The organism is Planctomycetia bacterium, assembly GCA_034440135.1.
Lineage (GTDB): Bacteria > Planctomycetota > Planctomycetia > Pirellulales > JALHLM01 > JALHLM01.
In genome coordinates, this window is the sequence record JAWXBP010000009.1 from 10,906 (window position 1) to 36,095 (window position 25,190).

Annotated in this window: 19 protein-coding genes and 1 tRNA gene; 15 read left to right on the forward strand and 5 right to left on the reverse strand. The window is 62.9% G+C overall.

The window, feature by feature from the left end; genetic code table 11:
• Positions 1–85: 85 nt before the first annotated feature.
• The 4 genes from SGJ19_00450 to glgX all read left to right on the forward strand — a co-directional run bounded on the left by SGJ19_00450 (position 86) and on the right by glgX (position 6,723).
• Positions 86–3,592, forward strand: coding sequence for an ABC transporter permease (locus tag SGJ19_00450; GenBank protein MDZ4778704.1), 3,507 nt, complete (start codon positions 86–88; stop codon positions 3,590–3,592).
• 190 nt (positions 3,593–3,782) lie between these two features.
• Complete coding sequence (locus tag SGJ19_00455; GenBank protein ID MDZ4778705.1) at positions 3,783–4,226, forward strand: response regulator; 444 nt, start codon at positions 3,783–3,785, stop codon at positions 4,224–4,226.
• A gap of 51 nt (positions 4,227–4,277) precedes the next feature.
• Positions 4,278–4,733: a hypothetical protein gene (locus tag SGJ19_00460; GenBank protein ID MDZ4778706.1), complete on the forward strand. Its 456-nt coding sequence runs from the start codon at positions 4,278–4,280 to the stop codon at positions 4,731–4,733.
• Positions 4,636–6,723 (forward strand): glycogen debranching protein GlgX, encoded by a 2,088-nt coding sequence (gene glgX, locus SGJ19_00465; GenBank protein MDZ4778707.1) that lies wholly within the window; start codon positions 4,636–4,638, stop codon positions 6,721–6,723. The genes SGJ19_00460 and glgX overlap by 98 nt, the downstream gene beginning before the upstream one ends.
• Here the strand turns inward: glgX and SGJ19_00470 are convergent.
• Together SGJ19_00470 and SGJ19_00475 are read right to left on the reverse strand one after the other, a co-directional pair.
• Positions 6,720–9,074 (reverse strand): HEAT repeat domain-containing protein, encoded by a 2,355-nt coding sequence (locus tag SGJ19_00470; protein ID MDZ4778708.1) that lies wholly within the window; start codon positions 9,072–9,074, stop codon positions 6,720–6,722. The two genes, glgX and SGJ19_00470, sit on opposite strands and share 4 nt — an antisense overlap.
• Before the next feature lie 87 nt (positions 9,075–9,161).
• Entirely contained in the window at positions 9,162–10,424 is a 1,263-nt protein-coding gene (locus SGJ19_00475; GenBank protein MDZ4778709.1) for a hypothetical protein, read from the reverse strand.
• Positions 10,425–10,876: 452 nt separating this feature from the next.
• On the opposite strand from SGJ19_00475, the gene SGJ19_00480 reads away from it, so the two are divergent.
• Positions 10,877–10,950 (forward strand) — tRNA-Arg (locus SGJ19_00480).
• Positions 10,951–11,152: 202 nt separating this feature from the next.
• Here SGJ19_00480 and SGJ19_00485 read toward each other — a convergent pair.
• A complete protein-coding gene (locus SGJ19_00485) occupies positions 11,153–11,338 on the reverse strand; it encodes a hypothetical protein (protein ID MDZ4778710.1) in 186 nt (61 codons plus the stop codon).
• Between the two features lie 137 nt (positions 11,339–11,475).
• Positions 11,476–12,732 carry a glucose-1-phosphate adenylyltransferase gene (gene glgC, locus SGJ19_00490; GenBank protein ID MDZ4778711.1) on the reverse strand — a complete coding sequence of 419 codons (1,257 nt, stop codon included), beginning with the start codon at positions 12,730–12,732 and terminating at the stop codon, positions 11,476–11,478.
• A 303-nt stretch (positions 12,733–13,035) separates the two neighbouring features.
• Here glgC and SGJ19_00495 point away from each other — a divergent pair, with 303 nt between their 5' ends.
• The 6 genes from SGJ19_00495 (at position 13,036) to SGJ19_00520 (ending at position 21,396) form a co-directional block, all read left to right on the forward strand.
• A complete protein-coding gene (locus SGJ19_00495; GenBank protein ID MDZ4778712.1) occupies positions 13,036–14,136 on the forward strand; it encodes a glycosyltransferase in 1,101 nt (366 codons plus the stop codon).
• A gap of 559 nt (positions 14,137–14,695) precedes the next feature.
• A complete protein-coding gene (locus tag SGJ19_00500) occupies positions 14,696–15,973 on the forward strand; it encodes a BBP7 family outer membrane beta-barrel protein (protein ID MDZ4778713.1) in 1,278 nt (425 codons plus the stop codon).
• 376 nt (positions 15,974–16,349) lie between these two features.
• A complete protein-coding gene (locus SGJ19_00505) occupies positions 16,350–17,087 on the forward strand; it encodes an HAD family hydrolase (protein ID MDZ4778714.1) in 738 nt (245 codons plus the stop codon).
• A gap of 15 nt (positions 17,088–17,102) precedes the next feature.
• Complete coding sequence (locus tag SGJ19_00510) at positions 17,103–18,866, forward strand: hypothetical protein (protein MDZ4778715.1); 1,764 nt, start codon at positions 17,103–17,105, stop codon at positions 18,864–18,866.
• On the forward strand, positions 18,851–20,512 hold the full coding sequence (locus SGJ19_00515; protein MDZ4778716.1) for a lipopolysaccharide biosynthesis protein: 1,662 nt from the start codon (positions 18,851–18,853) through the stop codon (positions 20,510–20,512). Before SGJ19_00510 ends, SGJ19_00515 begins: the two co-directional genes overlap by 16 nt.
• On the forward strand, positions 20,512–21,396 hold the full coding sequence (locus SGJ19_00520; protein ID MDZ4778717.1) for a CDP-alcohol phosphatidyltransferase family protein: 885 nt from the start codon (positions 20,512–20,514) through the stop codon (positions 21,394–21,396). Before SGJ19_00515 ends, SGJ19_00520 begins: the two co-directional genes overlap by 1 nt.
• Before the next feature lie 81 nt (positions 21,397–21,477).
• Here the strand turns inward: SGJ19_00520 and SGJ19_00525 are convergent, their stop codons facing one another.
• On the reverse strand, positions 21,478–22,197 hold the full coding sequence (locus tag SGJ19_00525) for a glycosyltransferase family 2 protein (protein ID MDZ4778718.1): 720 nt from the start codon (positions 22,195–22,197) through the stop codon (positions 21,478–21,480).
• A 344-nt stretch (positions 22,198–22,541) separates the two neighbouring features.
• On the opposite strand from SGJ19_00525, the gene hisI reads away from it, so the two are divergent.
• From hisI to SGJ19_00545, 4 genes are read left to right on the forward strand one after another with little or no spacing between them, the layout of a single operon-like run.
• Positions 22,542–22,940: a phosphoribosyl-AMP cyclohydrolase gene (hisI, locus tag SGJ19_00530; GenBank protein MDZ4778719.1), complete on the forward strand. Its 399-nt coding sequence runs from the start codon at positions 22,542–22,544 to the stop codon at positions 22,938–22,940.
• 4 nt (positions 22,941–22,944) lie between these two features.
• Positions 22,945–23,820 carry an ATP phosphoribosyltransferase gene (gene hisG, locus SGJ19_00535; protein ID MDZ4778720.1) on the forward strand — a complete coding sequence of 292 codons (876 nt, stop codon included), beginning with the start codon at positions 22,945–22,947 and terminating at the stop codon, positions 23,818–23,820.
• 51 nt (positions 23,821–23,871) lie between these two features.
• Positions 23,872–24,489: a DUF3267 domain-containing protein gene (locus SGJ19_00540; protein ID MDZ4778721.1), complete on the forward strand. Its 618-nt coding sequence runs from the start codon at positions 23,872–23,874 to the stop codon at positions 24,487–24,489.
• Positions 24,490–24,505: 16 nt separating this feature from the next.
• Positions 24,506–25,165, forward strand: a complete 660-nt coding sequence (locus SGJ19_00545; GenBank protein ID MDZ4778722.1) for a hypothetical protein — start codon at positions 24,506–24,508, stop codon at positions 25,163–25,165.
• Positions 25,166–25,190: the final 25 nt, after the last annotated feature.

A 25,190-nucleotide genomic window follows, 5' to 3' on the forward strand; every position in this document is an offset into this window, starting at 1 on the left:
TTTTCAGTGTTCAGTTTTCAGTAAAGACTCGTGCCATCATGTTCTACTTAAAACTGAAAACTTCAAACTCGTTCTATCCCACGCCATGACATTTCTCTCGCTACTCCGCGCTGGCTTGTGGCAGCACTTGAAGGTGCACTTGGCCGTGGCGTTGGGCGTGGCGGCGGCGACGGCGGTGTTGACTGGCGCGCTGTTGGTTGGCGATTCCGTGCGCGGCAGCCTGCGCGATTTGGCGCTCGATGGACTGGGACGCATTGACTACGCGATGGTCTCGCCGCAGTTCTTCCGCCAGCGCGTGGCGGACGATTTGGCGTCGTTCGCGGAAGCGATCGAACACGACGTCGCGCCCGCGATCCTGCTGCAGGGCAATCTTAAGTGCCGGGAAACGGAACGGCTCGCCACGCAGGTCCAGGTGCTGGGCGTGACCGATGCCTTCTGGTCGCAGGGCTGGCCCAAGCAAGCGCTCACCTTGGCCCCAGGCGAAATCGTCTTGAACCAGCCGGTCGCCGAAGAACTCGGCGCTGCTGTGGGGCATCAAATCATCCTCCGCTTGCCGCAAGCCGAACGCATTCCGAGCGACAGCCCGTTGGGGCGCAAAGTCGATACGCTCCGTCGTGTCGAGTTCACGGTGAAGGCCATCATTCCCGCCGAGGGCCCCGGCCGCTTCACCATGTTCCCCAGCCAACAGGCGCCGCGTAACGCCTTCGTGAATCTGCAATCGTTGCAAGGCGCCAATCGTCCGGCCGCGGCCGGCGAGATCAACGCCCTGTTCATCGCCTCGCGCGGCGATGCCGCCGAACAGGATAGCGCGACGGTTCTCAAGTCGTTGAATGATCACGTGAAAGTGAACTTCGCGGACCTGGGGCTCGTCTTCGCGCCGGTGCAATATCGCGTCGGGGACGAAGTGGTTACGCAAGCCTGGCAACTGACCAGCAAGCGCATGTTGCTCGACCCGGCGATCGAGCGCGCGGCGTTGGCGCCCTGGCACCGCGATGGCGCGATCCCCGTGTTGACGTACCTGGCGAACTCGATCGACGCGAACGGCAAGGCGATTCCGTATTCCACGATCACCGCCGTCGATTCCACGGAGCGCCTCGGTCCCGCCTGGCTCGATCGCGACGGCAAAGAAATTGGCCCGCTGGAGCGTGACGAAATCGTGCTCAACGATTGGGCCGCGAAGGATCTCGGCGTCGACGGCACGATCGGCGCGGAAGTGAGCGTCGCGTACTTCGAGCCGGAGACCACGCACGGTGAAGCGAAAGAACGCACGGCGAAATTCCGCTTGAAGGCCATCGTCGCCCTCACGCCGCCGGCGGAAGCGGCCAGTCGCAATGAGTTAGTGAAGTTCGCCGCGCCTCCAACACCGGCCAGCGACGCCGCGTGGACGCCGGAAGTCGAAGGCATCACCGACAAGGACATGCGCGATTGGGATGCGCCGTTTCCTTACGATCAATCGCGCATCCGTCCGCAGGATGACGATTATTGGAACGAATACCACACCACGCCCAAGGCCTTCGTTTCGTATGTGACGGGACAAAAGCTCTGGGGCAGCCGCTTCGGTCAGGCCACCGCGGTTCGCATGCCCTATCATCGCGATCTCACTGCAGATGGTTTGGCGGCCCGCGTGAAACTCGAACCTGAAGCTCTCGGCATGGAGCTGCGCCCAATTCGTTCAACGGCGCTCCAGGCCGCCAGCGGCACGACGCAATTCGAGCAGCTTTTTCTCGGCTTCAGCATGTTCATCATCGCCGCCGCAGGATTGCTGATCGCGATTCTTGTGCGATTGGGCTTGGAACAGCGCGCCAGCGAAATCGGCGTATTGATCGCCAGCGGCTGGCCATTGCGCCGTGTGCGCCGGCTGTTTTGGGCCGAGGGGGCCCTCGTGGCCATGGTCGGCGGATTGATCGGCGTTGTCCTTGGCATTCTGTACTGCCAATTGATGCTCGCCGCCCTGACCAGCCCGCGCTGGTGGCTCGGCGCGATCGGCGTGCCGTTCTTGCGATTGCACGTTGATGCGCGAAGCCTCGCAATCGGCGGACTAGCCGGCGTGCTGATCAGCTTGTTCGTCGTGGCGCTCGCGCTACGGCCGCTGCGAAAGACTTCTGTGCGTCAATTACTGGCGGGGCAGATGTCGGCCAGTGAAACCGCACTACGATCAAGCGGCGCATGGAGCCGCATCATCGCGATCGCCTTAGCGGTGCTCGCAATCGGCTTGATCGTCGCCGCGACGCGCTTCAGCGGGGACGCCCAGGCCGGCGCGTTCTTCGGGGGCGGTGCAATAATGCTCGCCGCGCTCCTCACTGCCGCCCGCGGCGAGATGCGTCGCGAACCAAGTTCCACGGGAGACGCTTGGACGTTGCACCGCTTAGCCTGGCGCAACGCGGCGCGCAAACCGGGCCGCAGCACCCTCACGATCGGGTTGGTGGCGGCAGCAAGTTTCTTAATCGTGGCGCTGAGCGCGTTTCGCTTAAATCCCGACGAAGCGCTCGACAAACCCACGGGCGGCGCAGGCGGCTTCAACTGGATCGCCGAGAGCGACCAGCCGATCTTCCCTGATTTGAGCGATGCCACGGCGCAGGGGGACCTGGGCTTCAGCGCCGCGTTGCAACAACAGCTCAGCGACGCTTCCATTTTCGCGCTCCGCGTCCAGCCTGGCGACGATGCGAGCTGCCTGAACTTGTATCAAAGTTCGCAACCCCGAGTGCTGGGGATGCCAGCGCGATTCATTCAACGCGGCGGCTTCGCCTGGGCGGGCACAGCGGCAACGACTGCGGAGGAGCATGCGAATCCTTGGACGTTGCTCGACACGGACGTGGGGCGCACCACTTCGGGCAAACGGAAGATTCCCGTCATCATCGACCAGGCTACCGCCCTGTTCAGTCTCCACTTGTCCGGCGTCGGCGCGACCTATGAACTGAACGACGATCGCGGCGGAGAGCCGCTTTCGTTTCAGGTCGTCGGCTTACTGAAAAACAGCGTGCTTCAAGGCGCGTTGATCGTCAGCGAAGCCCAGTTCACGCAGAATTTCCCGGATGCGTCCGGCTACCGGATGTTCCTGTTGAACGTCCCGAGTTCGAGAATCGCGCGACACCCGTTGCAGTCCGGTAAGAGCCCCGACGTCGCAGCAAACCTTGAACATGCGCTGGAAGACTACGGCTTCGACGTCGTCCCCACCGAAGATCGATTGGCGGCGTTGATGTCCGTGCAGAACACTTATCTCTCGACGTTTCAAAGCCTCGGCGGACTTGGCCTGCTGTTGGGCACTCTTGGCCTGGCGGCCGTGCAACTGCGCAACATCCTCGAGCGACGCGGAGAGCTGGCCTTGATGCGTGCGGCCGGCTTCCTACCAAGTCGATTGGCGGCTCTCGTGCTGATGGAAAACGCGGCGCTGCTGCTCGGCGGACTCATCGTCGGCGTGGCATCGGCGGTCGTCGTCGTTTTTCCACATTGGCTGGCTGGCGGCGCTGCGCCGCCGTGGCTGGGTCTCGCCGCGACGCTCGCCGCCGTCGCCCTGGTCGGCGCTTTGGTGAGTCTGCTTGCCATCCGCGCGCTCCAGCGAGCGCCGCTCCTGCCGTCGCTCCGCGGCGAATAGCGATCGCGGGCCTGGAGCGTTGCGCCCGTAGCGTCGGAGCGACCGTCCTACGCGGCAAAGTCTAGCAGGCGATTCGCTCTGTTTTCCGCGAAACCGGCCGGTTTTCGCTTTGACGAGGAGCCGATTCGGTCGTAGCTTTTCCTAGCATCCGGTCACCGACCGGGCTTCGTCTCGCTTGGAATCGGACGCCATGCAAAAGCCGAATCATCAGTCGCAATCGGAAGCGGAATTTGAACTCCTCGACGCCGCTCAACGAATTCTGATTATTGAAGACGACGAGACGCTTTCCGAACCGCTGGCGTATCGGCTGCGGAACCAAGGCTACGAAGTCAGTGCCGCGGTCACGGGGCGCGACGGTTGGCAGCTCGCCGTCAGCGAACGTCCGGACCTGATTCTGTTGGACCTCCGCTTGCCGGATATCGATGGCTTCGCGGTCTGCGCCCAATTGGCCGACAATCAGGACACCTGTCACATTCCGGTCATCATCCTGAGCGGCATGGAACGGCCGGACATCATCCGCCGCTGCCGCGCAGCGGGCAGCCAATACTTCGTGCGCAAGCCGTACGATCCGAACGCCCTGCTGGTGCTGATTCGGCACGCCCTCGACGAAGCCCAGCGCTGGCAACCGGCCTAGGCGGGCCGAGGGTGTCAGTACACCGCCGAAGCGCATCAACAGACGCTGCGCATGTTCGGCATCTCCTGTTCGATGAGTCGCATCGGCAACTGTTACGACGGCGCCCCGATGAAACGCTTCTTCTGGTCGCTCAAGCACGCGACGGTCGACACGCCAGCAGCCACGCTCTTGAGCGTGTTCAAATACATCGAAACCTTCTACAATACCGAGCGGTTCGGCCAGACCCTCGGCTGCCAGCCACCACCCCAATTCGAAGCCGATTACGGCCCGTCCCATGCGGCGCAAGAAAAAATTGCCCTCCGCCGCTGTCCGAAAGTCTTGGGGTGTCGCAGGCCGCGCGCAAAGCGTGGTGTAGGTTTGCATGATCCAACAGCCCTGATGTCCTGGCCACGTTCTGGTTGGTTCCATTATGTCGGTCGAATCGACCTACTGTCCCGGACAGTTCTCCTATCCCTTTCCTTACGGCGCCGCGATCCGCGACGGCGGCGTGCAGTTTTCCGTATATAGCCGTTCCGCTACGGAAATGCGGCTGTTGCTGTACCGGTCCGTCGACGCGACGGAGCCGGATGATGTAGTATCGTTCGACCGCAAGGTCGACCGCTGGGGGGACGTCTGGAGCCTGTTCGTGCCGGGAACGAGCGCGGGACAGCTTTATCATTTTCAGGCCGGCGGTCCGAACGCGCCGCGTTTAGGTCATCGCTTCGACGGCAACGCGCGGCTGATCGATCCCTACGCCGGCGCCTTGGCCGGCGAGTTCCAGGCCGCGCCCGACGGTATTACACGGCCGCCGAAATGCGTCGTCGTCGATGGCACTTTCGATTGGGAAAATGATCGCCATCCGCGGCGACCGCTCGCGGAGACCGTGATCTATGAGATGCACGTCCGCGGCTTCACCAAGCACGACTCGAGCGGAGTGCAAAACCCCGGCACTTATTTAGGACTGATCGAGCGCATTCCGTACTTGAAATCACTGGGCGTGACCGCCGTCGAATTGATGCCGGTCTACGAATTCCCGACGACCAACTGGCAAGGCGAAAAGACGCGGTTCTCGAACTATTGGGGTTACGACCCGCTCTGTTTCTTTGCGCCGCATCGCGGTTACGCCGCGTCCACGGAACCCGGCGGACAAGTCCGCGAGTTCAAGGAAATGGTCAAGGCGCTGCATCAAGCCGGCATCGAAGTGATTCTCGACGTTGTGTTCAATCACACCGCCGAAGGGAACGAGCGCGGGCCCACGCTCAGCTTCAAAGGGCTGGAGAATCGCGTCTTTTACATGCTCGACGCGGACGGCAACTACCGCAACTATTCCGGTTGCGGCAACACCGTCAACGGGAATCATCCCGTCGTCCGGGAAATGATTTTCCATTGCCTGCGGCACTGGGTCCACAATTATCACGTCGACGGTTTTCGCTTCGATCTGGCCTCGATCTTGAGCCGCGATCGGCGCGGCGAGATCATGCCCAACACGCCGGTCGTCGAGTTGATCGCCGAGGACCCGCTGCTGGCCGACTCGAAAGTCATTGCCGAAGCCTGGGACGCCGCGGGCGCGTATCAGGTCGGTTCGTTCGCGAACTTGCGCTGGGCTGAATGGAACGGGCATTTCCGCGACGACGCACGGCGTTTTTGGCGCGGTGACGACTTCTTGCTGGGCCCGATCGCCACGCGGTTGGCGGGTTCCAGTGATTTGTATCAATCGGGCGGCCGCAGTCCGTATCATAGCATCAACTTTCTCACCTCTCACGACGGCTTTCCGCTCAGCGACCTGGTCAGCTATTCGGAAAAACACAACGAGGCCAACGGCGAACAGAATCGCGACGGCGACAATAACAACAACAGCCACAACCACGGCGTCGAAGGGCCGACGAAGCGCGAAGACATCGAGCAGATCCGCTCGCGGCAGATTCGCAATATGCTCGCCACGTTGCTATTGAGCCAGGGCGTGCCGATGCTGCTTTCCGGCGATGAATGTCGGCGTACGCAACAAGGCAATAACAACGCCTATTGCCAGGACAATGAAATCTCCTGGTTCGATTGGCAGCTCGTGGAGCGCCACGCGGATTTGCTGCGCTTTGTGCAGGCGATTCTGCGGTTCCGCGCCGACCAGCCGGCGCTGCGCCGCACACACTTCTTGAACGGCCGGCCCGAGCAAATCGGGATGATTTCCGACGTGAGCTGGTTCAGCCCGCAGGGAGGGCCCGTCTCCTGGTCGGCCAACGACCGCAGCCTGATTTGCCTGCTGGCCCCGGTCGCCGGCGGCGAAGACGTCTCACGCTGCAGCTGGCCGCAACGGCACGTGATGCTGCTCCTGCACGCCGGCTTTTCGCCACGCGAGTTTCTGATCCCGCGCGTGGCCCGCGACATGCGCTGGCGCACGTTCCTGGATACTTCCGCCGCACCGCCCCGCGATGTCTATCCGCAGTACGACGGGCCAATCCTGCCGCGCGACGGCAAACTGACATTGATCGAACGCTCGCTCGTGTGCCTCGTGTCGAGTTAGCGACGCAATTCGCCTTGCTTGGCGGCCCAGCTTTTCCAGCGCGTGACTTGTTCCGCCAGCGGCGGCGCGGGCAACTCGTCGGCGGCAATCGGAGTTTCGCCGGCCACCGACGGCAAGCTCGCCAAAGCCGCACGGCGTACGCCGAGGTCGTCGTCGAGCATCGCAATTAACATGGGCACGAATTCCGCGCTCGCGATGCGGCCCATGGCCTCGGCGGCGCGGATCCGCACCGCGGGATCCAGATCGAGCGCGAGACGTTCCAACGCGGCGGCGCCGCGGTCATCCTGCCAGGCAGCCAAGGTCTCCGCGGCAGCCAGCCGACAATCCGCATCGCGATGACCGCAGAGGGCCGCGAGCGACCCCAAGTCTTGAGGCTCCCCGCAGCGACCGATCGCCAGTGCCGCTGTTGCCGCGACATACGAGGTTTCGTCCTCCAACGCGGGAGCCAGCCACGTCACGGCATCGATGCCGGGTTGTTCGATGAAAAACTCGCAGGCCCGGCGGCGGACGTCGGGCGTCGGATGGCTGAGGGCCGCAGCGGCAAAGCGTCGCGTCGATGCATCGGCCTGAGTGCGACAAGCGTCGAGCGCTGATTGCCACAACAACGGGTCGTCGGCCAGCAGCACCCGTTCGATCAATCTCCTCGCCGCCAATGGCGTCAGCGGTTTGTCACTCGCCTGCTGTGCGACGGCGCTCACGCGCAGTCGCCGCTCCTGCGCGGAGAGCGATTCCCAATCCGCCAATTGACCGATGGCCTCGTTGCGCGACGCCAGCACTTCGCTGTACACGTTCTCAGGAATCGGTTGGCTCTCACGATCGGTCCAGTCGAGCAATTGCGATTCCAGGTGCGTGTTCGCACGTTGCATCGCGGCCAGCGCGGCCGGGTCGTTGTCTGCGGTGGCGTCGGTGAGCGCGGCGAGCAATTCGCGTAGCTGTTCCTCGGCCAACTCGTGAGTTTCCAACAAGGGTGGCGAGGCCTCGCGGACGATTTCGTTGGCGGTCGAATTGCTTCCCTGCGACGTGTGCCATTGTTCGCGCAGCGCCGCCAACGCCGCGGCGCGCGTAGCGGCGTCAGAGCTGTAACGGAATTCAGCGGCGGCCGGCCAAATTATTTTGAGCGATTCATGCGCCGCCTTCCGCGTATCGACCGCTCCGTCGTCCAGACCCTCGAAAAGGAGCGGACCGGCGTCGGCCAACGGCCACGTCCCCACGGCTTGGATCGCCGCGCGGCGCACGGACATTGAACGATCGGCGATCAGCGTCCGCGCTATGGCCGCTCCGTGCTGAGCCTTAACATGCCGCAACGCCCTGGCAGCCGCGGTCCGGACCATCGAATCATTGTCCTTGGCCGCCGCGAATACGGCAGCCTCGTCGCCTCGCACTGCCAACGCCTCGACGGCGGCGGCGCGTACCATATTCCCTTCCGAGCTCGCGGCCTCGTGCAAGAATGCATCAGACGAAGGGTCCTTAATCTTCCCCAGCGCCGCGATCGCCGCGAGCCGCACTTCGAGTTGCGGATCCCGAAATCCCGCGCGGGCCGCCTCGGCCGCCAGCGGAGATTCCATGGCCGCGAGAGTGCTAACCGTGGCAGCGCGCACGCCGGGATCCAGATCGCTGGCCAGATCGACAAGTTGCGGCGGCGCTGCCGATGGTTTCGCTTTCGCCCAGGCTTCCACAGCGGCGACGCGCACGGCCGGCTCCGGATCCGACAGCGCCTCCGTGAACGCCATACTGGCTGCGGGCTCGAAGACGGCCGCTCCGCGCCTCACTAATTCAACACGAACTTCGACCGGTTGCGCACGAAATGCCAACCCGCCGGTGCCCGATCCGCCGAGCAGTTCAACCCAGGCGTCGCGGGGCGTGCCGGAGTTCAACTCCGCGAGCGTCTCCACGGCCGCCGCTCGCAACGGGGCGGATAGCCGAGCGTCAGCGATTAATTCGCGAAGTTGCCGCGACGCATCTTCATCTTGACCCGCTGCATCCGTGCTCCGCATTAGCAACAGCCGCGCATTCGCTGCCGTGAGTTTGTCCTTGGAGTCGAGATTCTCACGCAACGAATCTTCGTCGATGAGTAACGTACCGTCGGCGGATTCGAGCGCCACGTGACGCCAGTGCCGGCTCGGGGTAAGAGCATCGCCGGTGCTGACGCGGCGGGCCCAACTGTCCTGGGCCAAAGGATCATCGCCGGCTGCTGCCGACGCCTCGCGCGGAGCGTCGGTCACGGTCGCTTCGGCCAACGCCTGCGACGGATCTTGCGGTGGCAACACCTCGGTGCGAAGCCGCCAGCCTTCCGCGCAGCCCAGGATGCAACCCAGCAACGGCGCCGCAACGAGGGCGCGGCGCGCTAGCAACGAGACTGCTCGCGAAAATGAGAAACCCTGCTCCACGCGGGCAAATCCTTTTGCCGGAAAGTGGACAACCAACTACTCGGCCGAGGCTTATTCGAGACCGGAACCAAACTCGTAGAGATCTTCCTCACCTTCAGCCGGCTCGCCTGACGATTCGTCTTCGGAGAGGTTCGCCCTGGCGTCCGCGTCAAGTTCGCTGCTGTACTCGCCAGCCTTCCACTTATTCATGATTTCCTTGATCGCGATCACCACTCGAGCTTCACTCGCAATCTTCGAGCTTTCGCATGCCTCGGCCATCTTGCTCATGGCGTTGACCATCTGGGTGGATTCGCTCTTTTGCGCCGCGTCCATCAATGTGACCAACGCGTTCGGCGCTGGATCACTAAGTCCGGCAATGCCGCGCTTCACGGAGAAAATCACGTCACGCAACTCGCGCCGCGTGATTTCCTGGTCGACGGCCGTTTCGAGGAGAGATTGATAACCCGCGATCAATGCCGGCAGATCGACTTGCGCTCCTGCTACATACTTGAGCTGGCCAAGCGACACGGCGGCGCGGTTGCGGAGCCAGATGGGCCGATTTGCGTCGACGAGCCGGGCCTGGAGCGCCGCGACGATTTCCGGCGTCGGCGTCTCCGTGGCCCCCAGCGCTTCCATCGCCCGGGATTCAAACCAGAACTTCACGTTGCGCTTGCGGGTCGCTTCCGGCGACTTGTCCAACTCATCGAGATACGCCAGCACGCCGTTAGCGATCTCCGCCCGAGCCGCCGCGTTATTATCGAGCGTGGCGTGACGCGACAACCCGTTCACCGCCGCGAGCCGCGCGGAGTCGTGCGCCTTGGTGTTCGCCAGCAGTTTGAGCAATTCCGGACGCGCGGCCGCCAGCGGGACGGGGTTGGATTGTCCTTTGCGCTCGACGCTATCCAAGTCGGCCAGCAACAACGCGAGATTGTAGCGGACCGTGGGATGCAGATTCGGCTTCAAACCAACAATCAGTCGCGGCAAATGTTGCAGCAGGAAGGCGTTCGCCGCGTCGTGCGCCGCGGGCGCCGCCGCATTGCCCGAGGTCTGCAATTGCTTCTTGATATCAAGCCGCGTCTTGTGAATGTCTTTGTCCTTCGCCGGATTCGTCATCTCGGCGAACTTCGCCACGTAAAAATTCTGCAAATCCTTGGCGTTGGGCACAGCGCCGGCGTTCAGGTCGGCGCCCACGGCCGCTTGCTTGGCGACATCAAATCCCGCCGGACGCTTGAACTGGTCGTACTTGACCTTCTGGCCCCATGCCGAGTCACCGGCCAAAAGCGCGAAGGTCGTCAAAATCCCGATCCCCAGGCTTCGCTGAGCCGATCGAAGCACGCATGCATTCGCCATTTTTCCGCTCCTCTGCCTCGGTTCCGTGTGACGCGTTTAGGATCAGGCGTGCCACGAGCGCAAGGACCTGCGCCGTGAGAGGCAGCGCGCCACGCCACTTTTTATAGTAGGGACACCCAAGTCCCAATGTCAAGAGACTTTAGGGCGATCAGTCCGCCCAATTGCCGACCGCTTTGGGCAGGTCTGGCTCCGAAAAGCACTTACGACGCGATCTTGCCGTCAGGGACTCACTTTCGACAGCATCGCGAACCGGTCCCGCGGATCGAGTTCCCGGCTAAGGTGCGAATGCGGCGCCCGGCTGGCGCTCCGCCAATACAACGGTCGTCGTCCGCATCCTTGACCCATCGGTCGTCGCGCGCCGGCTGTGATTCCTACGGCGCTCGGTGGAATTTGCGCCCAAAAACTGCAACAATGCGGGTCTTCTCCCCATCTGTTACGCGCCCGTAGCTCAATTGGATAGAGCGTCGGCCTCCGAAGCCGAAGGTTACAGGTTCGAACCCTGTCGGGCGTAGTTTTGAATCCAAGCGGCAAATTACGCTCGGAGCCGTCGGGCGTTCAAAACAATGTCCCGCCGAAAGGCGAGTGGGGACAACAGCTTGGCATGGCTCTGACAAGTGCGCGTTGGTCGCCGGCTTCGGGCAGCTCGAACTCGAAAGGTCGCGATTACGAATTGAGCGCACTGCGAGTGCGAAGCATAACCGAGCGTCAGCGTCCTACGCCGCCTTGCGGTCTATCGCGAGAAATCGCTGGCGGCGATCCGCCGCATTATTGGTTTCTGCGGCTTTTCTGCTTGGCACCTTTTCTGCTTCGGCATCGCGGGTGATACGGATCGCAACCGTGTTGTTAACATCCGTGACCTGAACAACGTCCGCAACTATTTCGGCACATCGGTGGCGCAAACGGTGCCGGAGCCGAGCGGCATTGTCCTCGCCGCGTTGGGATTGGCGAGTGCGCTCGCGTGCATGCCGCGCAATTCCCGATCCGGCCGAGGTCGCAGACCTCGGCTACAGAAAGCAGTTGCAGTAAGCGGCGCCGGCTAGTGCATCGCCAGTTCCGCTTCCGCGAAGTGTTCCACGCCGTCGGCTTTGGCGATGACTACCACGCCGTTGTCCGTCACCGTAAAGCCGCGGCTGCGGTCGTGGTCGTGGTCGTAGCCGATTTCGATGCCGGGCGGAATGTGGACGCCCTTGTCGATGATCGCGCGGCGGACTTTCGCGTGCCGGCCGATGTCGACGTTGTCGAACAGGATCGACTCTTCGACGTGGGCGAAGCTGTTCACCCGGGTGTTGGAACCCAGGATCGACCTTCGCACGTGTCCGCCGGAGATAATTGAGCCCAAGCAGACGATGCTATCGAGGGCCTCGCCGCGGCGGGCGTCGCTGCCGTCTTCGGCGAACACGAACTTCGGCGGCGGGATGTTCGGCAGGAACGTCCGGATCGGCCAATGGTCGTCGTACAGGTTCAACTGCGGATCGACCTCGATCAGATCCATGTTGGCTTCGTAGTACGCGTCCAGCGTGCCCACGTCGCGCCAATACGCGTCGCGCTTCCGGTTCTCGTCCAGGAACGGGAACGCGTACACGCGGTGATCGCTGATGATCGACGGGATGATGTTCCGGCCGAAATCGTGCTGGCTGTCGTGCTTCGTGGCGTCGAGGCAAAGCTGGTCGAACAAGAACCGCGCCGTGAAGACATACACGCCCATCGACGCCAACACGTGCTGATCGTCGCCGGGAATGGTCTTCGGGTCGGACGGTTTCTCCGCGAAGCCGATCACGCGATCGTGCTCGTCAATCTGCATCACGCCGAAGTGACGAGCGTCGTCCTTCGAGACACGCAGGGCCGCGACGGTGAGGTCGGCCCGATTGCGCTTATGGGCTTCCACGAGCTTGTGGTAGTCCATCTTGTAGATATGATCGCCGGCCAGGATGACGACGTACTCGGGCCGTTCCTTCTCCAACGTGTAGATGTTCTGGTAAACCGCGTCAGCGGTGCCTTGGTACCAGTGTTCGTCGATCCGCTGTTGGGGCGGTACGACATCGACGAATTCGCCGAGTTCCCGGCAGAAATAGCGGTGCCAACCGAGGTTGATGTGCCTGTCGAGGCTCATCGCCTTGTATTGCGTGAGCACCAGCATCTTGCGCAAACCGCTGTTGAGGCAGTTCGACAACGTGAAGTCGATGATCCGGTACGCGCCGCCGAACGGCACGGTCGGCTTGGCACGATCTCGGGTGAGGGGCTCCAGTCGCGAACCTTTACCGCCGGCCAGAATTACGGCCAACACGCCGTCCATGCTCATCGTGTGCGCCTCTCTCAGTGAGAATTTCAACGGTGCTGGTGATGTGGTCGCACTGCCCCACGTATTCTATCGGTCGGGGGGTGGGGGCTGTATAGGGCGAGTGAAAGACTTCCGCCTTTGCAGCGTTACATCGTTCTATCGATTCTGCGGGGCGAGCAGCGTGAAAGGCGAAATCTCTCGCAGCTAGCTCAAGGTGCTAGCGCGAATTAAGGCGTATAAAGCATAAAGCTGGCATTTTCCACACTTCTCGCCGCGCGCTGCTGGCTTCTTGGCGACCAATTCTTCTACACTGCCCCCGTGCCACACCGCATTCTGCACATAATTCCTTCCTTGGACCGCTCGGGGGCTGAAAAACAGCTCGTGATGCTGGCGCGCGGGCTGCCTCGCGATCGGTTCGACGTGCATGTCTGCGTTCTGACGCGGTCCGGCCCCCTGAGCGAGGAGCTGGATCGGGCCGGCATCCCATGGACGCTGATCGGCAAGCGGTGGAAGGCCGATCCGTTCGCCTATCTGCGACTTAAACGGCACCTCCAGGACGTGCAGCCAGACCTGGTACAAACCTGGCTGTTCGCGGCCAATAGCTTTGGGCGCGCCGCGGCGCTGGCGGCCGGCGTCCGGCATGTCGTGGCGAGCGAACGTTCCGTCGATCCTTGGAAAACCTGGTGGCAGTTCGCGATCGACCGGCGCCTCGCCGCGCGCACTGATGCCATCGTCGTGAACAGTTCCGGCGTGAGCGACTTCTACATTCGGCACGGTTTGCCGGTCGACAAATTTGTTGTCATCCCCAACGGCATCGAACCGCCACGGCCGAGCCGGCTCACCCGGGAGGCGCTGCTCGATTCGCTAGGGTTGCCCCACGCCACTCGACTCATTGGCACGGTCGGACGCCTGTGGCCGCAGAAGCGGATGAAAGACCTGATCTGGGCGGCGGACTTGCTGAAGGTTATCCGCGACGACGTGCATCTGGTAATCGTGGGCGACGGCCCGTTGCGCGACCGGCTGGAACGTTACCGCCGGCAGGTCCGCATCGAAGACCGCGTGCATTTCTTGGGACACCGCGACGACGTCCCGGATTTGTTACCGCACTTCGACGTGTACTGGCTGGCCAGCGGCTACGAAGGTTTGCCGAATGTAGTCATGGAAGCGATGGCGTCCGGCGTGCCCGTCGTGGCGACCGATATTCCCGGCACGCGCGATTTAGTTCAACAGGACGCGACCGGGTTCCTCGTGCGCGTGGGCGACCGCGCCGGTTTTGCCAGATACACGCTGAAGCTGCTCGAAGACGCGGCGCTGCGTCATCGAATCGGCGTAGCGGCGCGCGAGCGCATGAACAGCGAGTACAGCGTGGAATGCATGATCGCGCGCTACGGCGAGCTCTACGCGCGCTTGCTGTCCTAACGATCAATCGCTCGACCTCAAAAAAACGTGGGTGCCTGGGGCAGCGGAGTCCAGTTCGCGGCCTCCATGGTCGAGCCACTGGGGCTTTGATCAATGAATCAACAAGTCGCCATGATGCCCCAGCTCGTTCGACTTGGTTGCTCCGTACATTCGCCCCAGCCCCAGGCGCCCAACGTCATCCACTTGAGCGCTGACGCTTCCGGCTCTAACGTGCGCGGCGCATGCGCCGCGGGCTACTTCTATTCCGCGGCGTACTGCGATGCGTTGTGCGTAGAGTCTGATCGAGTTGCCGAATGCTCTCGACGCAGCGCTTCGCGCGTCGCGACTTGAAAAAAACTCGCGCTCTCACCAGGAATGCCGCGAATTGCCGCCGCCGGCGCGTCGATCAGAGATTCCTGGACGGAGCGCCATTTAGACAGGAAACGGATTTCCAACATCGGGCACGGCCGGAGCGCCGCAGCCCGCTGGGTAGGTCTCTCGGAAGAGGCCGGGGCCGGACGGTGACGAGGGGTCGCCGCGCCAGCGCCGCATTTCTGTACCCCGAAAGGAGTCCGTAAGCATGAGATTTCGCAGCTGTGTTTTGGCCGTTGGCGGCCTGTTGACCCTGACGAGCGCGGCGATCGCGCAACAAGGTCGAGGTTATGGATCACCAGGCCTGTTGGCCGTGCCTGAATCATCGCCGAGCTACGTGAACCCGTGGCGCGGCCAGGCGTATCCCACGAGCGCCCAAATCGAGGAACCGAGCCCGGCCGATATGGTCCCGCCGATTCCCGAAGCCCCCGTCGACACCGGCAGCATGTACGACGAAGCCCTGAGCAACGACGACTACAGTGGCTGCGGCGATTGCTGCACGCCTTGCACGCCACGGTGGTATGTCGCCGCGGGCGGACTGTACATGAATCGTGACGGCTCGAACGACTTCTGGACGACGTACGAAAACAACGTGCCGTTCAACCAGATGATGCATTCGCCGGACACCGATTGGAACGGCGGCTTCTTCGCCACGATTGGGCATCGCTTCGGCTGCTGCTCGCAGCATGCGATCGAAGGCAGCTTCTGGATGCTCGATCCGCTCGAAGGTGAGAACCAGGTCGGTCGCACGGGCGCTAATACGTTGGCGACGCCGATTGACCTGGGCGACGTCACGATCGGCCCAAACCCGGCGACGTTCTACTTCGACGACGCGCAAACGCACCGCATCACGCGGCACGATGAGATCTATAACGTCGAGGTGAATTATTATTACGACCTGTTGCCGGCCGCCTACAATCGCGCATTCAGCGCTCAGTTGTTGATGGGCGTGCGTTACTTCCGCTTCGACGAGAACCTGGTGTTTAGCTCGGTGATCAACGGCAGCACCTTCGGCGCCAACGGCGGCGCCGACGAGGCTCACCTGGGCATCCGAGCTGAGAACAATCTGGTCGGCTTCCAGATCGGCACGCGGTTGAACTATTATCTGACGCAGGACTTGAGCTTCTTCGCGACGCCTAAGTTCGGCATCTATGGGAACGACATCCAGCAGCGCGTTTCGCTCGCCAGCGGCGACGGCTTCAACGGTGTGGCGGCGCCGGTCGGCGGCCCGGTGGGCGGCTTCCCGTTCGAATCGAGCAAGCGTGACGTATCGGTGCTCGCGGAATTGGACCTGGGAGTGAATTGGCAGTTGACGCAGCGTTGGAGCGTGTTCGGCGGCTACCGCCTGGTGGCGGTCAGCGGCCTGGCCCTCTCCGACGAACAGATCCCGGCCTTCCTGGTGGATTACCCGGCGATCAACGACATCGACAGCAACGGACACCTGTTGTTGCACGGCGGATTCGCCGGTGTGCAATACGCCTATTAAGACGAGCATCCTGGAGAGATTTTTCAGCCCACAGAAATCGGCTCGGTCCCCTTCGTCGCCCCTGGTCGCAAAATTCGCGGCCAGGGGCGATTTTTCGTTGTCGGGGACGGAATCTTCGGGCCGCGAAGGCGTGGTGCGCCGCCGCTGATTGCGAACAAGCCCAGGGAAGGCCTCCCAAATCGTGGGCGATAGCAATGACTTCGAGGGCCTTCCCTGGGCTTAGCGTCGCTGCGGATGGATGCAGCGCAACCTGCCCCGTTGCTTAGCCTTGCCGACGCACCGAGATTGGCGTTCCGCCGCCGCTCGAATGCCGCTAGATTGGGCCGCGCCGACGGATGTTCGGCGAGTGCTACCGATGCCAGGGAGGGCAGAAACCATGCCGGAATCACCAGCGGTGGCGGCCGCCGCGCCGCCCGTTGCGTCCCCCACGTTCGACGGCTTACTGTTCGACATGGGCGACGTACTCTACGACGCCACGCTCTGGCGACGTTGGCTGTGGCGGCTGTTGACCAAGATGGGTGTCACGCACAGTTACGACGCCTTGTTCACCATCTGGGACGATCAATACCTCGACCTCGTGCATCGCGGAATCGGCGACTATGCCACCGCGTTTGTCGACTTCCTGACGTCATTGTCCGTGGCCTCGCCGCTGATCGACGAGATCGTGGCCGCCAGCCGCATCCGCAAACGCGAACTGGAGAGCGAAGCCCGGCCCCTCGCAGGCGTGCGCCCCACGATCGAACGGCTCGCCATGCTGGGCGTGCCGCTAGCGATCGTCAGCGATTCGGAAACACCGGCCGCAGGGCTGGAAACGTACCTTCATCGTCTCGGCCTGGGCGGTCGCTTCGCGGCGATTGTCTCCTCGCGCGACTTGGGATGCACTAAGCCCGACCCGCGCTGCTATGTCACCGCGTTGGAGCAACTCGGGCTCTCCCCGCAATCGACTGCGTTCGTCGGGCACGATCCCGTGGAACTCGCCGGCGCGCGGGCGGTCGGCGTCGCGTCGATCGCGTTCAATCACGCGCCCGGTTGCCAGGCGGAGATCCAGCTGCGCCATTTCCGAGAACTTCTGGCTTATGTGCGCCCGGCCAAGTCGCTGTCGTGCGCCAGTTAACTGCGGGGACGGGCCATGCAGGTCTTCGCGCGCCAGGAAAACGTACCGCACAATTGGAACGACGATAACGCTGCGCTGTTGCTGGAGGGAAGCTGGTCAGGCCGATCGCGCCGCGCGCGTCACGACTCGCTCGATGAAACCATCGACGCGCGCCATGCCTGGATCGACGGCGAAGCGGTGCGCATCGCAGGCCTGCTCGCGGAAGGGCCCGACAGCGCCGGTTTTCGCCACGTCTGCTTGCCGACCGGCTTGTTAGCGCATCTCGGCGGACTCCGACTCCGCTATTTTCTCGTTAAGCTCCTCCGCTGGATCGCCTATTGCCGCGAAGTGCGCCGGCCCATCGCTTCCGAGTGTTGGGAACTGCACGCCAGCCAAGGCGATGACGATTTCGTAGAACTGTTCGTTGAGTTGTGCAAGCGGCACCGCGTCCAAGGACGCGTGCTTCAATCAGGACCCGAAGCCGTTTGCGCAACGCCAGCATCTTCGTCCATTCATTGGCGCAGGCGCCTAGCGAACTGGCTGGCCGGGTCCGCCGAGCGCGCGACGAGCGATCCATCACCCAGCAAACGCCGCCGCCTACTCCTTTGCGGCGATTTGGACCTCCTCGCACCGGTAGCAGACGCTTGGCAACGAAGTGGTGGCGAGGCTGCCGGCCTCTGTGATGAGCCGATCATCAAGCTTCGACTTCGCCAGCCGCAACTGCGCCAGTTGATGTGCGAAGGTTTTCGCGGTTGCGAAAACCGCTTCGACACCGCGCGTCCGCTCGACATGTTCACGGTCGACGACATTAACCTCGGCCGCCAGTTGACCCGTTGGCTGAACGCCGCGCATGCCGCCTGCGGACCGCGCTGGTCGCGTTGGCTCTGGGCGATGGATCGGCATTTCACGACCTGGCGTCCGGACGCCTTGGTGCTGAGCGAAGACGCCACGCCGTTCACTCGGGCCGCGGTCTGGACCGCGCATCGCCATGGCGTGCCGAGCATTGTTGCGCAACATGGCGCACCTTGCCTGCAGTTCGGCTTCGCGCCGCTTGCCGCCGACTGGATGGCGGCCTGGGATGAAGCTTCCCGCGCCCAATTCCTCGACTGGGGAATGCCCGAGGAAAAAGTGGTAATCACCGGTTCGTTACCGCTCAATCGCTCGCGCATGCGACTTTCCGGCACATCACGACCGTCACACAAGACCGCTCGCACGGTGCTAATCCTAGCCAATCTGCCAGCCCGCGACGATCGCCCGGACGGCGTTGCATTTCATCTCACGCGCGACACGCACCAAGCCATGCTCCGCGCCGCGCTCACCGCCTGCGCGACGGCGCCGGGCTTACGCGTGATCGTCAAGCTACACCCTCGGCAGCAAGGCACGGAGCCCTGGCCGGAGTTGTTGCGGGAATTCCCCGACCTGCCGTTGCAACTCGTGCGTCGCGGCCGCTGGACCGATTACCTGAGCCAATCCCACGCGGTAGTAAGCTGCGCCTCAAGCGCCGGCGTGGAGGCTGCGAGATTAGGCTGGCCGGTCGTGCAACTCTTGCCCCAAGGCTGTGCCGACATCCTGCCGGCCAGGCGTTGGGGCCTGGTTGGATCTGCTGTTACCGCCGACGAACTGCGCCCGTTGCTCCGCATTGCGCTGAAGACGCAGATCAAATCGCGTCAGAACGCCTTTCCCTCCGAATGTTCCGCGGTCGCGCTGCTCGCCAATTTCGTGGAGCGCGCAATCGACGTCGCCCATCACACGCCGCTAGCGGATATTCCATCCGAGGAGTCGCTATGCCTCCGCACGTAAGACGCAAAGTCGCGCGCCCCGCGCGGCGGATTGTCGAAGACTCGGGTCGTGGCTCGCCCCGACGACTCGGCGCTTCGCGCTTCGTTCGTTTCGATCGCCAACACGCGCTTGCGCGGAAAGAAGCCGCCGCCGCGCGCGATATCGCCCCGTTGGCCGGTTGGAGCCAACTGGTCGCAGACTCCATGCTGGTCAGCGGCTCGACGCTGTTTTGCCAGGCGATCGGCGTCGTAACAAGCTTGCTGTTCCGCTCGTTGATTTCGCCACTCCAGATGGGCGTCTGGCAGGGGCTCAAATTGTTCTTGAGCTACGGCAACTATTTGAATCTCGGCGTCAGCAAAGGCGCTGCGCGGGAGCTGGCCGTGGCGCGCGGACGCGGAGATGAATCGCAGGCGGAAGCCGGATTGCACGCCGCCTTCACCGCGAACACGCTGGCCAGCCTGGCGCTCGCCGCGGGGTTGATCGTCGCCAGCGTGTGGCAATATCAGTTTCACGGCGGCTGGTCGAATCCCTGGGCCGGCGGCCTGGTCGCGATGGCGCTGTTGGTGATGTTGCAGCGTTACGAAACTTTTCTGGTCACGATTCAACGCGCGCGACAGCAATTCGCGATCACTTCGCAATTGGCCGTGATCGAGGCCCTGCTCACGCTGGCCGTGGGCGGCTTGGCTACCTGGCGCTGGGGCTTGCCGGGACTGTATGTCAGCGCCGGTTGCGTATTGATCGCGGCGATCGGCTATTTGCAATGGAATGCGCCGACGTCTCTTCGCTGGCACTGGGACTACGACGACGTCCGTCGGCTCACGGCGATCGGTTTGCCGATGCTCCTCACCGGCGTGCTCTCCTCGCTATTTCGTTCGCTCGACAAATTGATGATCCTGGCCTGCATGTCGGACGGCACGTATCAACTGGGCTGTTACTCGGTCGCACTGCTGGTCGGCACCCAGCTTTACGGCATCGCGAATCAACTCGCCATGGTCGGCGCGCCGCGCTATGCCGAGCTCTGGGGCGGCACCAACGATCGCCGCGCCGTCGCTCAACTCGTCGCCCAGAACAGTCAATTCATCGCCTGGGCATTGGCCGGCGCCGGCTTGCTGGCCGTCGTCGTGGCCACGCCGGCGCTGAGCTGGTTGCTGCCGAGTTACGCCGAAGGCCTGCCAGCACTGTCGTGGCTCGCACCCGGCGTGGCGGCCGCCGGTTTGGCTGTCCCGCTGACCAATTATCTGGCCACCATCGACCGCCAAGGCCGCTCGCTTACGATCCTTGGCGCCGCGGCGGCTTGCACGGCCGTCTTGCTGAGAATTGCCATCGGCCAAGGCAGCGGACTCGTCGGCGTCGCCGCGGTCACCTCGCTCGCATCGCTCGGCTATCTCGTGGCGCTGGCGGGCACTTCCATTTGGCCGGAATTGAACGGCGACGAGCGGCGCCGCTACGTGCTGCATTTATCGGGCGCGCTGTTGTTGCTCGCCTTGCCGGCACTTGCCCGCTGGAGCTTCGGCGGCGAGTGGAACGATGATTCCGGCGAACGCTTTTTGACTTGCCTCGGGCTGCTCGGCGGCTGGGGATTCGCCGCGATGTGCGGCTGGACTTGGGCCTCGCAACGACGCCGCGATCGCCGGCGCTCGCGCGTCGCGCGGGAGCTGGCCGCCTGATGCGCCCGACGCTCGCTGAACTCGAACGCCGCTGTCAAAAGCCGGATCATCGGTTGATTGGCAGTTGGATGGCGCGACGCGTCGCGAGACCGAGCGCGCTGCGCATCACCTGGCTGATCGCGCCCTACGGAGTCTCGGCCCATGCGGTTACGCTGCTGGCCTGGGGAGTGGGCCTCGCCGCCGCGGCGCAGTTCGGCATCGGGTCGCCGGTCGCGTGGCTCTGCGGCGCCATCACGTTGCAACTGTGGTATCTGCTCGATCACGTCGACGGCCAGCTTGCTCGTTGGCATGGCGTGGCCTCGCTGGATGGCGTGCAACTCGATTACTTGATGCACCACACGCTCAACCTACTTGTACCGCTCGGGCTCGGCTATGGTGCATCACGTGTCACTAACCATGAACTTTGGCTCGCCGCCGGCTTGCTCTGGGGCGTCGCCGCCCTCTTGAACGGCCTCCTGCACGACGCCCGATATAAAGCCTTCATTCAACGGCTCAAGCGCGTGCGCGGCGAACTGGTCGTCCGTGGCGGCAGTGGCTCGCGCCCCACGATGCAGCCGCTAATGCCGCGAAGTCCGTTGCGTCTCGCCGCCTGGGTCGTGCAAAAAGCCGCGGAGCCGCCAGTGACCTTGAACCTGATCACCTGCGTCGCGGCAACAATCTGGTTGCTTCCCGCCACGAGCCATTTCATTTCCTGCGCCTTCATCGGCGCCATGTGCGTCGCGAATAGTGCGACGATGCTCGCCCGGCTCTGGAAATCGCAGCGGGCAGGCGCTGCGGAAACAGAATTCGCCGCCTGGTTCGCGCCGCCAGCCGACTCGTCCCTAGAGTTCCGCGATGGCTGGTGGCACGTGACGCGGCAAACGAGTCGGGCGAAGTCGCCGTAATGGTCACTTCTCGCTCCGCGAAAGGAGACGCCTTTCGCGGAACGAGAGACCATCGGCGTGAACGCCAAGGCGTTCTGACAGTTACTCGCCGAGCGCGAAGTCCGCGATCTTACGCAAGTAATTCGGTTCGTGCTCATGCCGCATCGGGGAGCCAGCGTGCGTGCCGGCGCCGACCAGTTCGCCTTTGCGCAACGTGCGTTGCGCCGCCAGGGACCGAATCGCCTCGGCCGCCGGATTCGCCGGACGGACGCGCAGGTCGAGCGCTTTCCAGGCGATTCCACGCCGCACCAGGTGCGTCTCGAACGTCTGTTGCGACGGGGAGAGCATCCACTGGCCGAATACGGCGCGTTTCGCCATGATCATGCCGTCGTGTTCCGGCGCGATGGCGTCTTGTCGCGACGGCATGCGGGGAATCCAGCCCAGCGGCGTGCCGGCGGCGCGGCGTCCGAGCAGGCAATCGAACTCGCCGGTCTGCCGCCACATTTTGGCGATGCCCTGTAAATCCAGTACGCAGTCCGCGTCGCGATACAGCACCCATTCGCCGGTGGAGTGCCGGAGGCCGGTTTCCATGGCGATCCGCGTGCCGAGCCTGGCCGGGTGGGCCAACAAGCGGACTTGCGGATAGTTCGCGACCAGGTCGCTGGCGATTTCCATCGTGGCGTCGAGCGACCCGTCGTCGATCAACTGCACTTCAAACCGGTTGGTCAGTTCCGGCAACAAATCCAGCAGCTCCGCCAGCATGGCCGGGAGCGATTCCTGAGCGTTATAGACCGGCAGGATGAGGGACAGCGATCGAGGCAAGTGAGGTTCCTTTCGCGTTCCGGAAGAGAGGGGGCCCGCACGGACCGAGCGGGGGAGCGCCGCCCTCGGCGCGCGCTCCGACACCTTCGCCAGTAAAATCGACTAACGCCGGAACAAACTGAAATGTCGCCGCGAATTACCACGGCGGATCGAAAGTAACGAATGGGCCCGAATCACCTAGTTTGCCGCGGCTCTGGCCAATGCCCGATAGTCGGGTTATTCTGGGCAGTTTGGTCGCCGTGGCATCGATTTCGGCTTGCGCAAGTGCTTGCTGATGCCCGGCCGGCCTCGTCGCGGTTCAAGCCCGCGGCAGGTGATTTTCCCGGCAAATCCAAGGAGTAGCGGTGTCGCACCCGGCCCCCCGCACGATCCCCGATTTTGAGAAGGGCCAAGGCATGTTGCCGGCCATCGCCCAGGACGCCGCCACGGGCGAGGTGCTGATGATGGCCTACATGAACCCCGAGAGCTACGCCGAGACGCTGGCGACCGGCCGCGCCGTCTACTTCAGCCGCAGCCGCAACAAGCTCTGGCGCAAGGGGGAGGAAAGCGGCCACGTGCAACTGGTGCGCGGCGTATTCGTCGATTGCGACGCGGACACGATACTCTTGAAAGTCGAACAGCTCGGCGGCGCGGCCTGCCACGAAGGCTACCAAAGCTGTTTCTTCCGGCAGGTCACGCCGGAAGGTCTGCAAGTCGTCGGCGAGCGCGTGTTCGACCCCGCCCAGGTTTATGGAAAGAAGTAACGCGATGGCAAACTGTTTGAAACTGGGCATTCCCGCCGGCAGCCTGCAAGAGGCGACGGCGGAGTTGTTTCGGCGCGCGGGCTACAAAATCACGTTCAGTTCGCGCAGCTACTATCCGTCGATCGACGACGACGAAATCGAATGCACGCTGATCCGCGCGCAGGAAATGGCGCGTTACGTTCAAGACGGCGCGCTCGACGCCGGTCTGACAGGTCACGATTGGATCGTGGAGAACAATGCTGATGTACAAGAAGTGGCGGAACTTGTGTTCTCGAAGGTCAGCCGCCGTCCCGTGCGTTGGGTACTCTGCGTGCCGGAGGATTCCCCGGTGCAGTCGGTTGCCCAACTGCAAGGCAAGCGCATCGCCACCGAAGCAGTCGGCCTGACGACGCGGTTTCTCGCCAAGCATGGCGTGCAGGCGAAAGTGGAATTCAGCTGGGGCGCCACGGAGGTCAAGCCGCCGCGCTTGGCCGACGCCATCGTGGAAGTCACCGAAACCGGCAGCTCGTTGCGGGCCAATAATCTGCGGATCGTGGCCGAAGTACTCGTGAGCACGCCGCGTTTGATCGCCAATCGCGAGGCATACCTCGATCCGTTCAAACGGCAGAAGATCGACGATATCGCGCTGATGTTGCGCGGCGCGATGGCGGCGGAAGGCAAAGTCGGAATGATGGCGAACGTCCCGCGCGCAAGCTTGCAGGAAGTCCTGGCGATCCTGCCGGCGTTGCAAAAACCGACGATCAGCAGTCTCTCGGACGACGATTGGGTCGACGTGATGACGGTGATCGACGAAGCAGTGGTGCGTAACATCATCCCGCGCTTGAAAGCGGCGGGGGCTCGCGGGATTGTCGAGTATCCGCTCAATAAGGTGATTGAGTAGCTGTCGCGAGGCTCGCACGAATCGGCGTAAAGCATTATCCGGGGATATGAAATGCGGTTGCACGTCGGATCGTTGCCCGAGGGCGATTTCGCGCCGGACGAGACCTGGCATGCCCTGCGCGAGCCTGGCCCGGCGATGATGCAAGTCTACGCTGCGCCGATTGCCATCGTGCTGGGCCTGCTTGTCGGTTTGGCGTGGCAATCGCTGGGTTTGTCCATGTCCGTCACACTCAGTGGCAATCACGCCATTGTTGCGATCGTGTTCATCGTGCTGTCGTTTCCGGCGATGATTGCCTTCCATGAGCTATTGCACTATGGGGCCTTTCCGGCCGGCGGACATCCGGACGATAAAATGATGGGCGTCTGGCCCAGTCGAATGATGTTTTACGCGCACTATTTGGGAGAGATCACCCGCACGCGCTTTCTGGTCGTGCTCTTGCTGCCATTTCTGGTGATCTCAATTCTGCCACTGGTCTTGGCCGCTTTGATTCCCCTGCCGCCGTGGCTGTTGATCGCTTTCGCCTGGTGTTCCGTTTGGAATGCGCTGTTTGCCTGCGGAGACATGTTTGCCGTGGGCTTGATTCTCGCCCAGGTGCCCGCGATGGCACGCTTGCGCAATCGCGGCTACCATACTTTCTGGACGACCGCGTCGCCACCGCCCACTTCCTGATTGTGAGTCGAACAACATGCGCGCTTTCATGCTTTGCGGACTGGTCTTCGGAATGTCGGTCAATGCGACCGTCGCGGCCGAGTTGCCTGAAGTGTCGCACGAGGACTTCGAGCAAGGCGCCGAACGCTGGCAGGCCACCGATGCCCAGGCCTGGGAAGTGCTGCCCGGCAAGGACGGGCAGGGGTACGGCAACACCAAGCAGAGCGACTACAAGCCGCCGCATCGCAGTCCGCTCAACATCGCGCTGTTGAAAGACGTGATCGTCGGCGATTTCGTGTTGGAAGCCGATGTCCGCAGCACGGTCAAGGACTACGGGCACCGCAGCATGTGTATGTTCTTCGGTTACCAGGATTCGGCGAACTTCTATTACGTCCATTTCGGCAAGCAGATGGACGATCACGCCAATCAGATTTTCATCGTCGACGACGCGCCGCGCACGAAGATTTCCACCAAGACCACCGACGGCACTCCCTGGGACGACGCCTGGCACCACGTGAAGATCGTACGGACCGTGAGCGACGGCGCGATCGCGATTTATTTTGACGACATGGAAACGCCGGTCATGACTGCCGAGAACAAAACCTTCACTTGGGGCCAAATCGGCCTCGGCACCTTCGACGACATGGGCATCTGGGACAACATCCAACTGCGCGGGACTGCGGTTGAGAAGAAGTAGCGAGGCAACCGCGAAAGACGCGAAA

Coding starts and splice junctions, on each gene's coding strand:
- SGJ19_00450 (MDZ4778704.1), top strand. CDS start 86: ATGACATTTCTCTCGCTACTCCGCGCTGGCTTGTGGCAGCACTTGAAG.
- SGJ19_00455 (MDZ4778705.1), top strand. CDS start 3,783: ATGCAAAAGCCGAATCATCAGTCGCAATCGGAAGCGGAATTTGAACTC.
- SGJ19_00460 (MDZ4778706.1), top strand. CDS start 4,278: ATGTTCGGCATCTCCTGTTCGATGAGTCGCATCGGCAACTGTTACGAC.
- glgX (MDZ4778707.1), top strand. CDS start 4,636: ATGTCGGTCGAATCGACCTACTGTCCCGGACAGTTCTCCTATCCCTTT.
- glgC (MDZ4778711.1), bottom strand. CDS start 12,732: ATGGACGGCGTGTTGGCCGTAATTCTGGCCGGCGGTAAAGGTTCGCGA.
- SGJ19_00500 (MDZ4778713.1), top strand. CDS start 14,696: ATGAGATTTCGCAGCTGTGTTTTGGCCGTTGGCGGCCTGTTGACCCTG.
- SGJ19_00505 (MDZ4778714.1), top strand. CDS start 16,350: ATGCCGGAATCACCAGCGGTGGCGGCCGCCGCGCCGCCCGTTGCGTCC.
- SGJ19_00510 (MDZ4778715.1), top strand. CDS start 17,103: ATGCAGGTCTTCGCGCGCCAGGAAAACGTACCGCACAATTGGAACGAC.
- SGJ19_00515 (MDZ4778716.1), top strand. CDS start 18,851: ATGCCTCCGCACGTAAGACGCAAAGTCGCGCGCCCCGCGCGGCGGATT.
- SGJ19_00520 (MDZ4778717.1), top strand. CDS start 20,512: ATGCGCCCGACGCTCGCTGAACTCGAACGCCGCTGTCAAAAGCCGGAT.
- hisG (MDZ4778720.1), top strand. CDS start 22,945: ATGGCAAACTGTTTGAAACTGGGCATTCCCGCCGGCAGCCTGCAAGAG.
- SGJ19_00540 (MDZ4778721.1), top strand. CDS start 23,872: ATGCGGTTGCACGTCGGATCGTTGCCCGAGGGCGATTTCGCGCCGGAC.
- SGJ19_00545 (MDZ4778722.1), top strand. CDS start 24,506: ATGCGCGCTTTCATGCTTTGCGGACTGGTCTTCGGAATGTCGGTCAAT.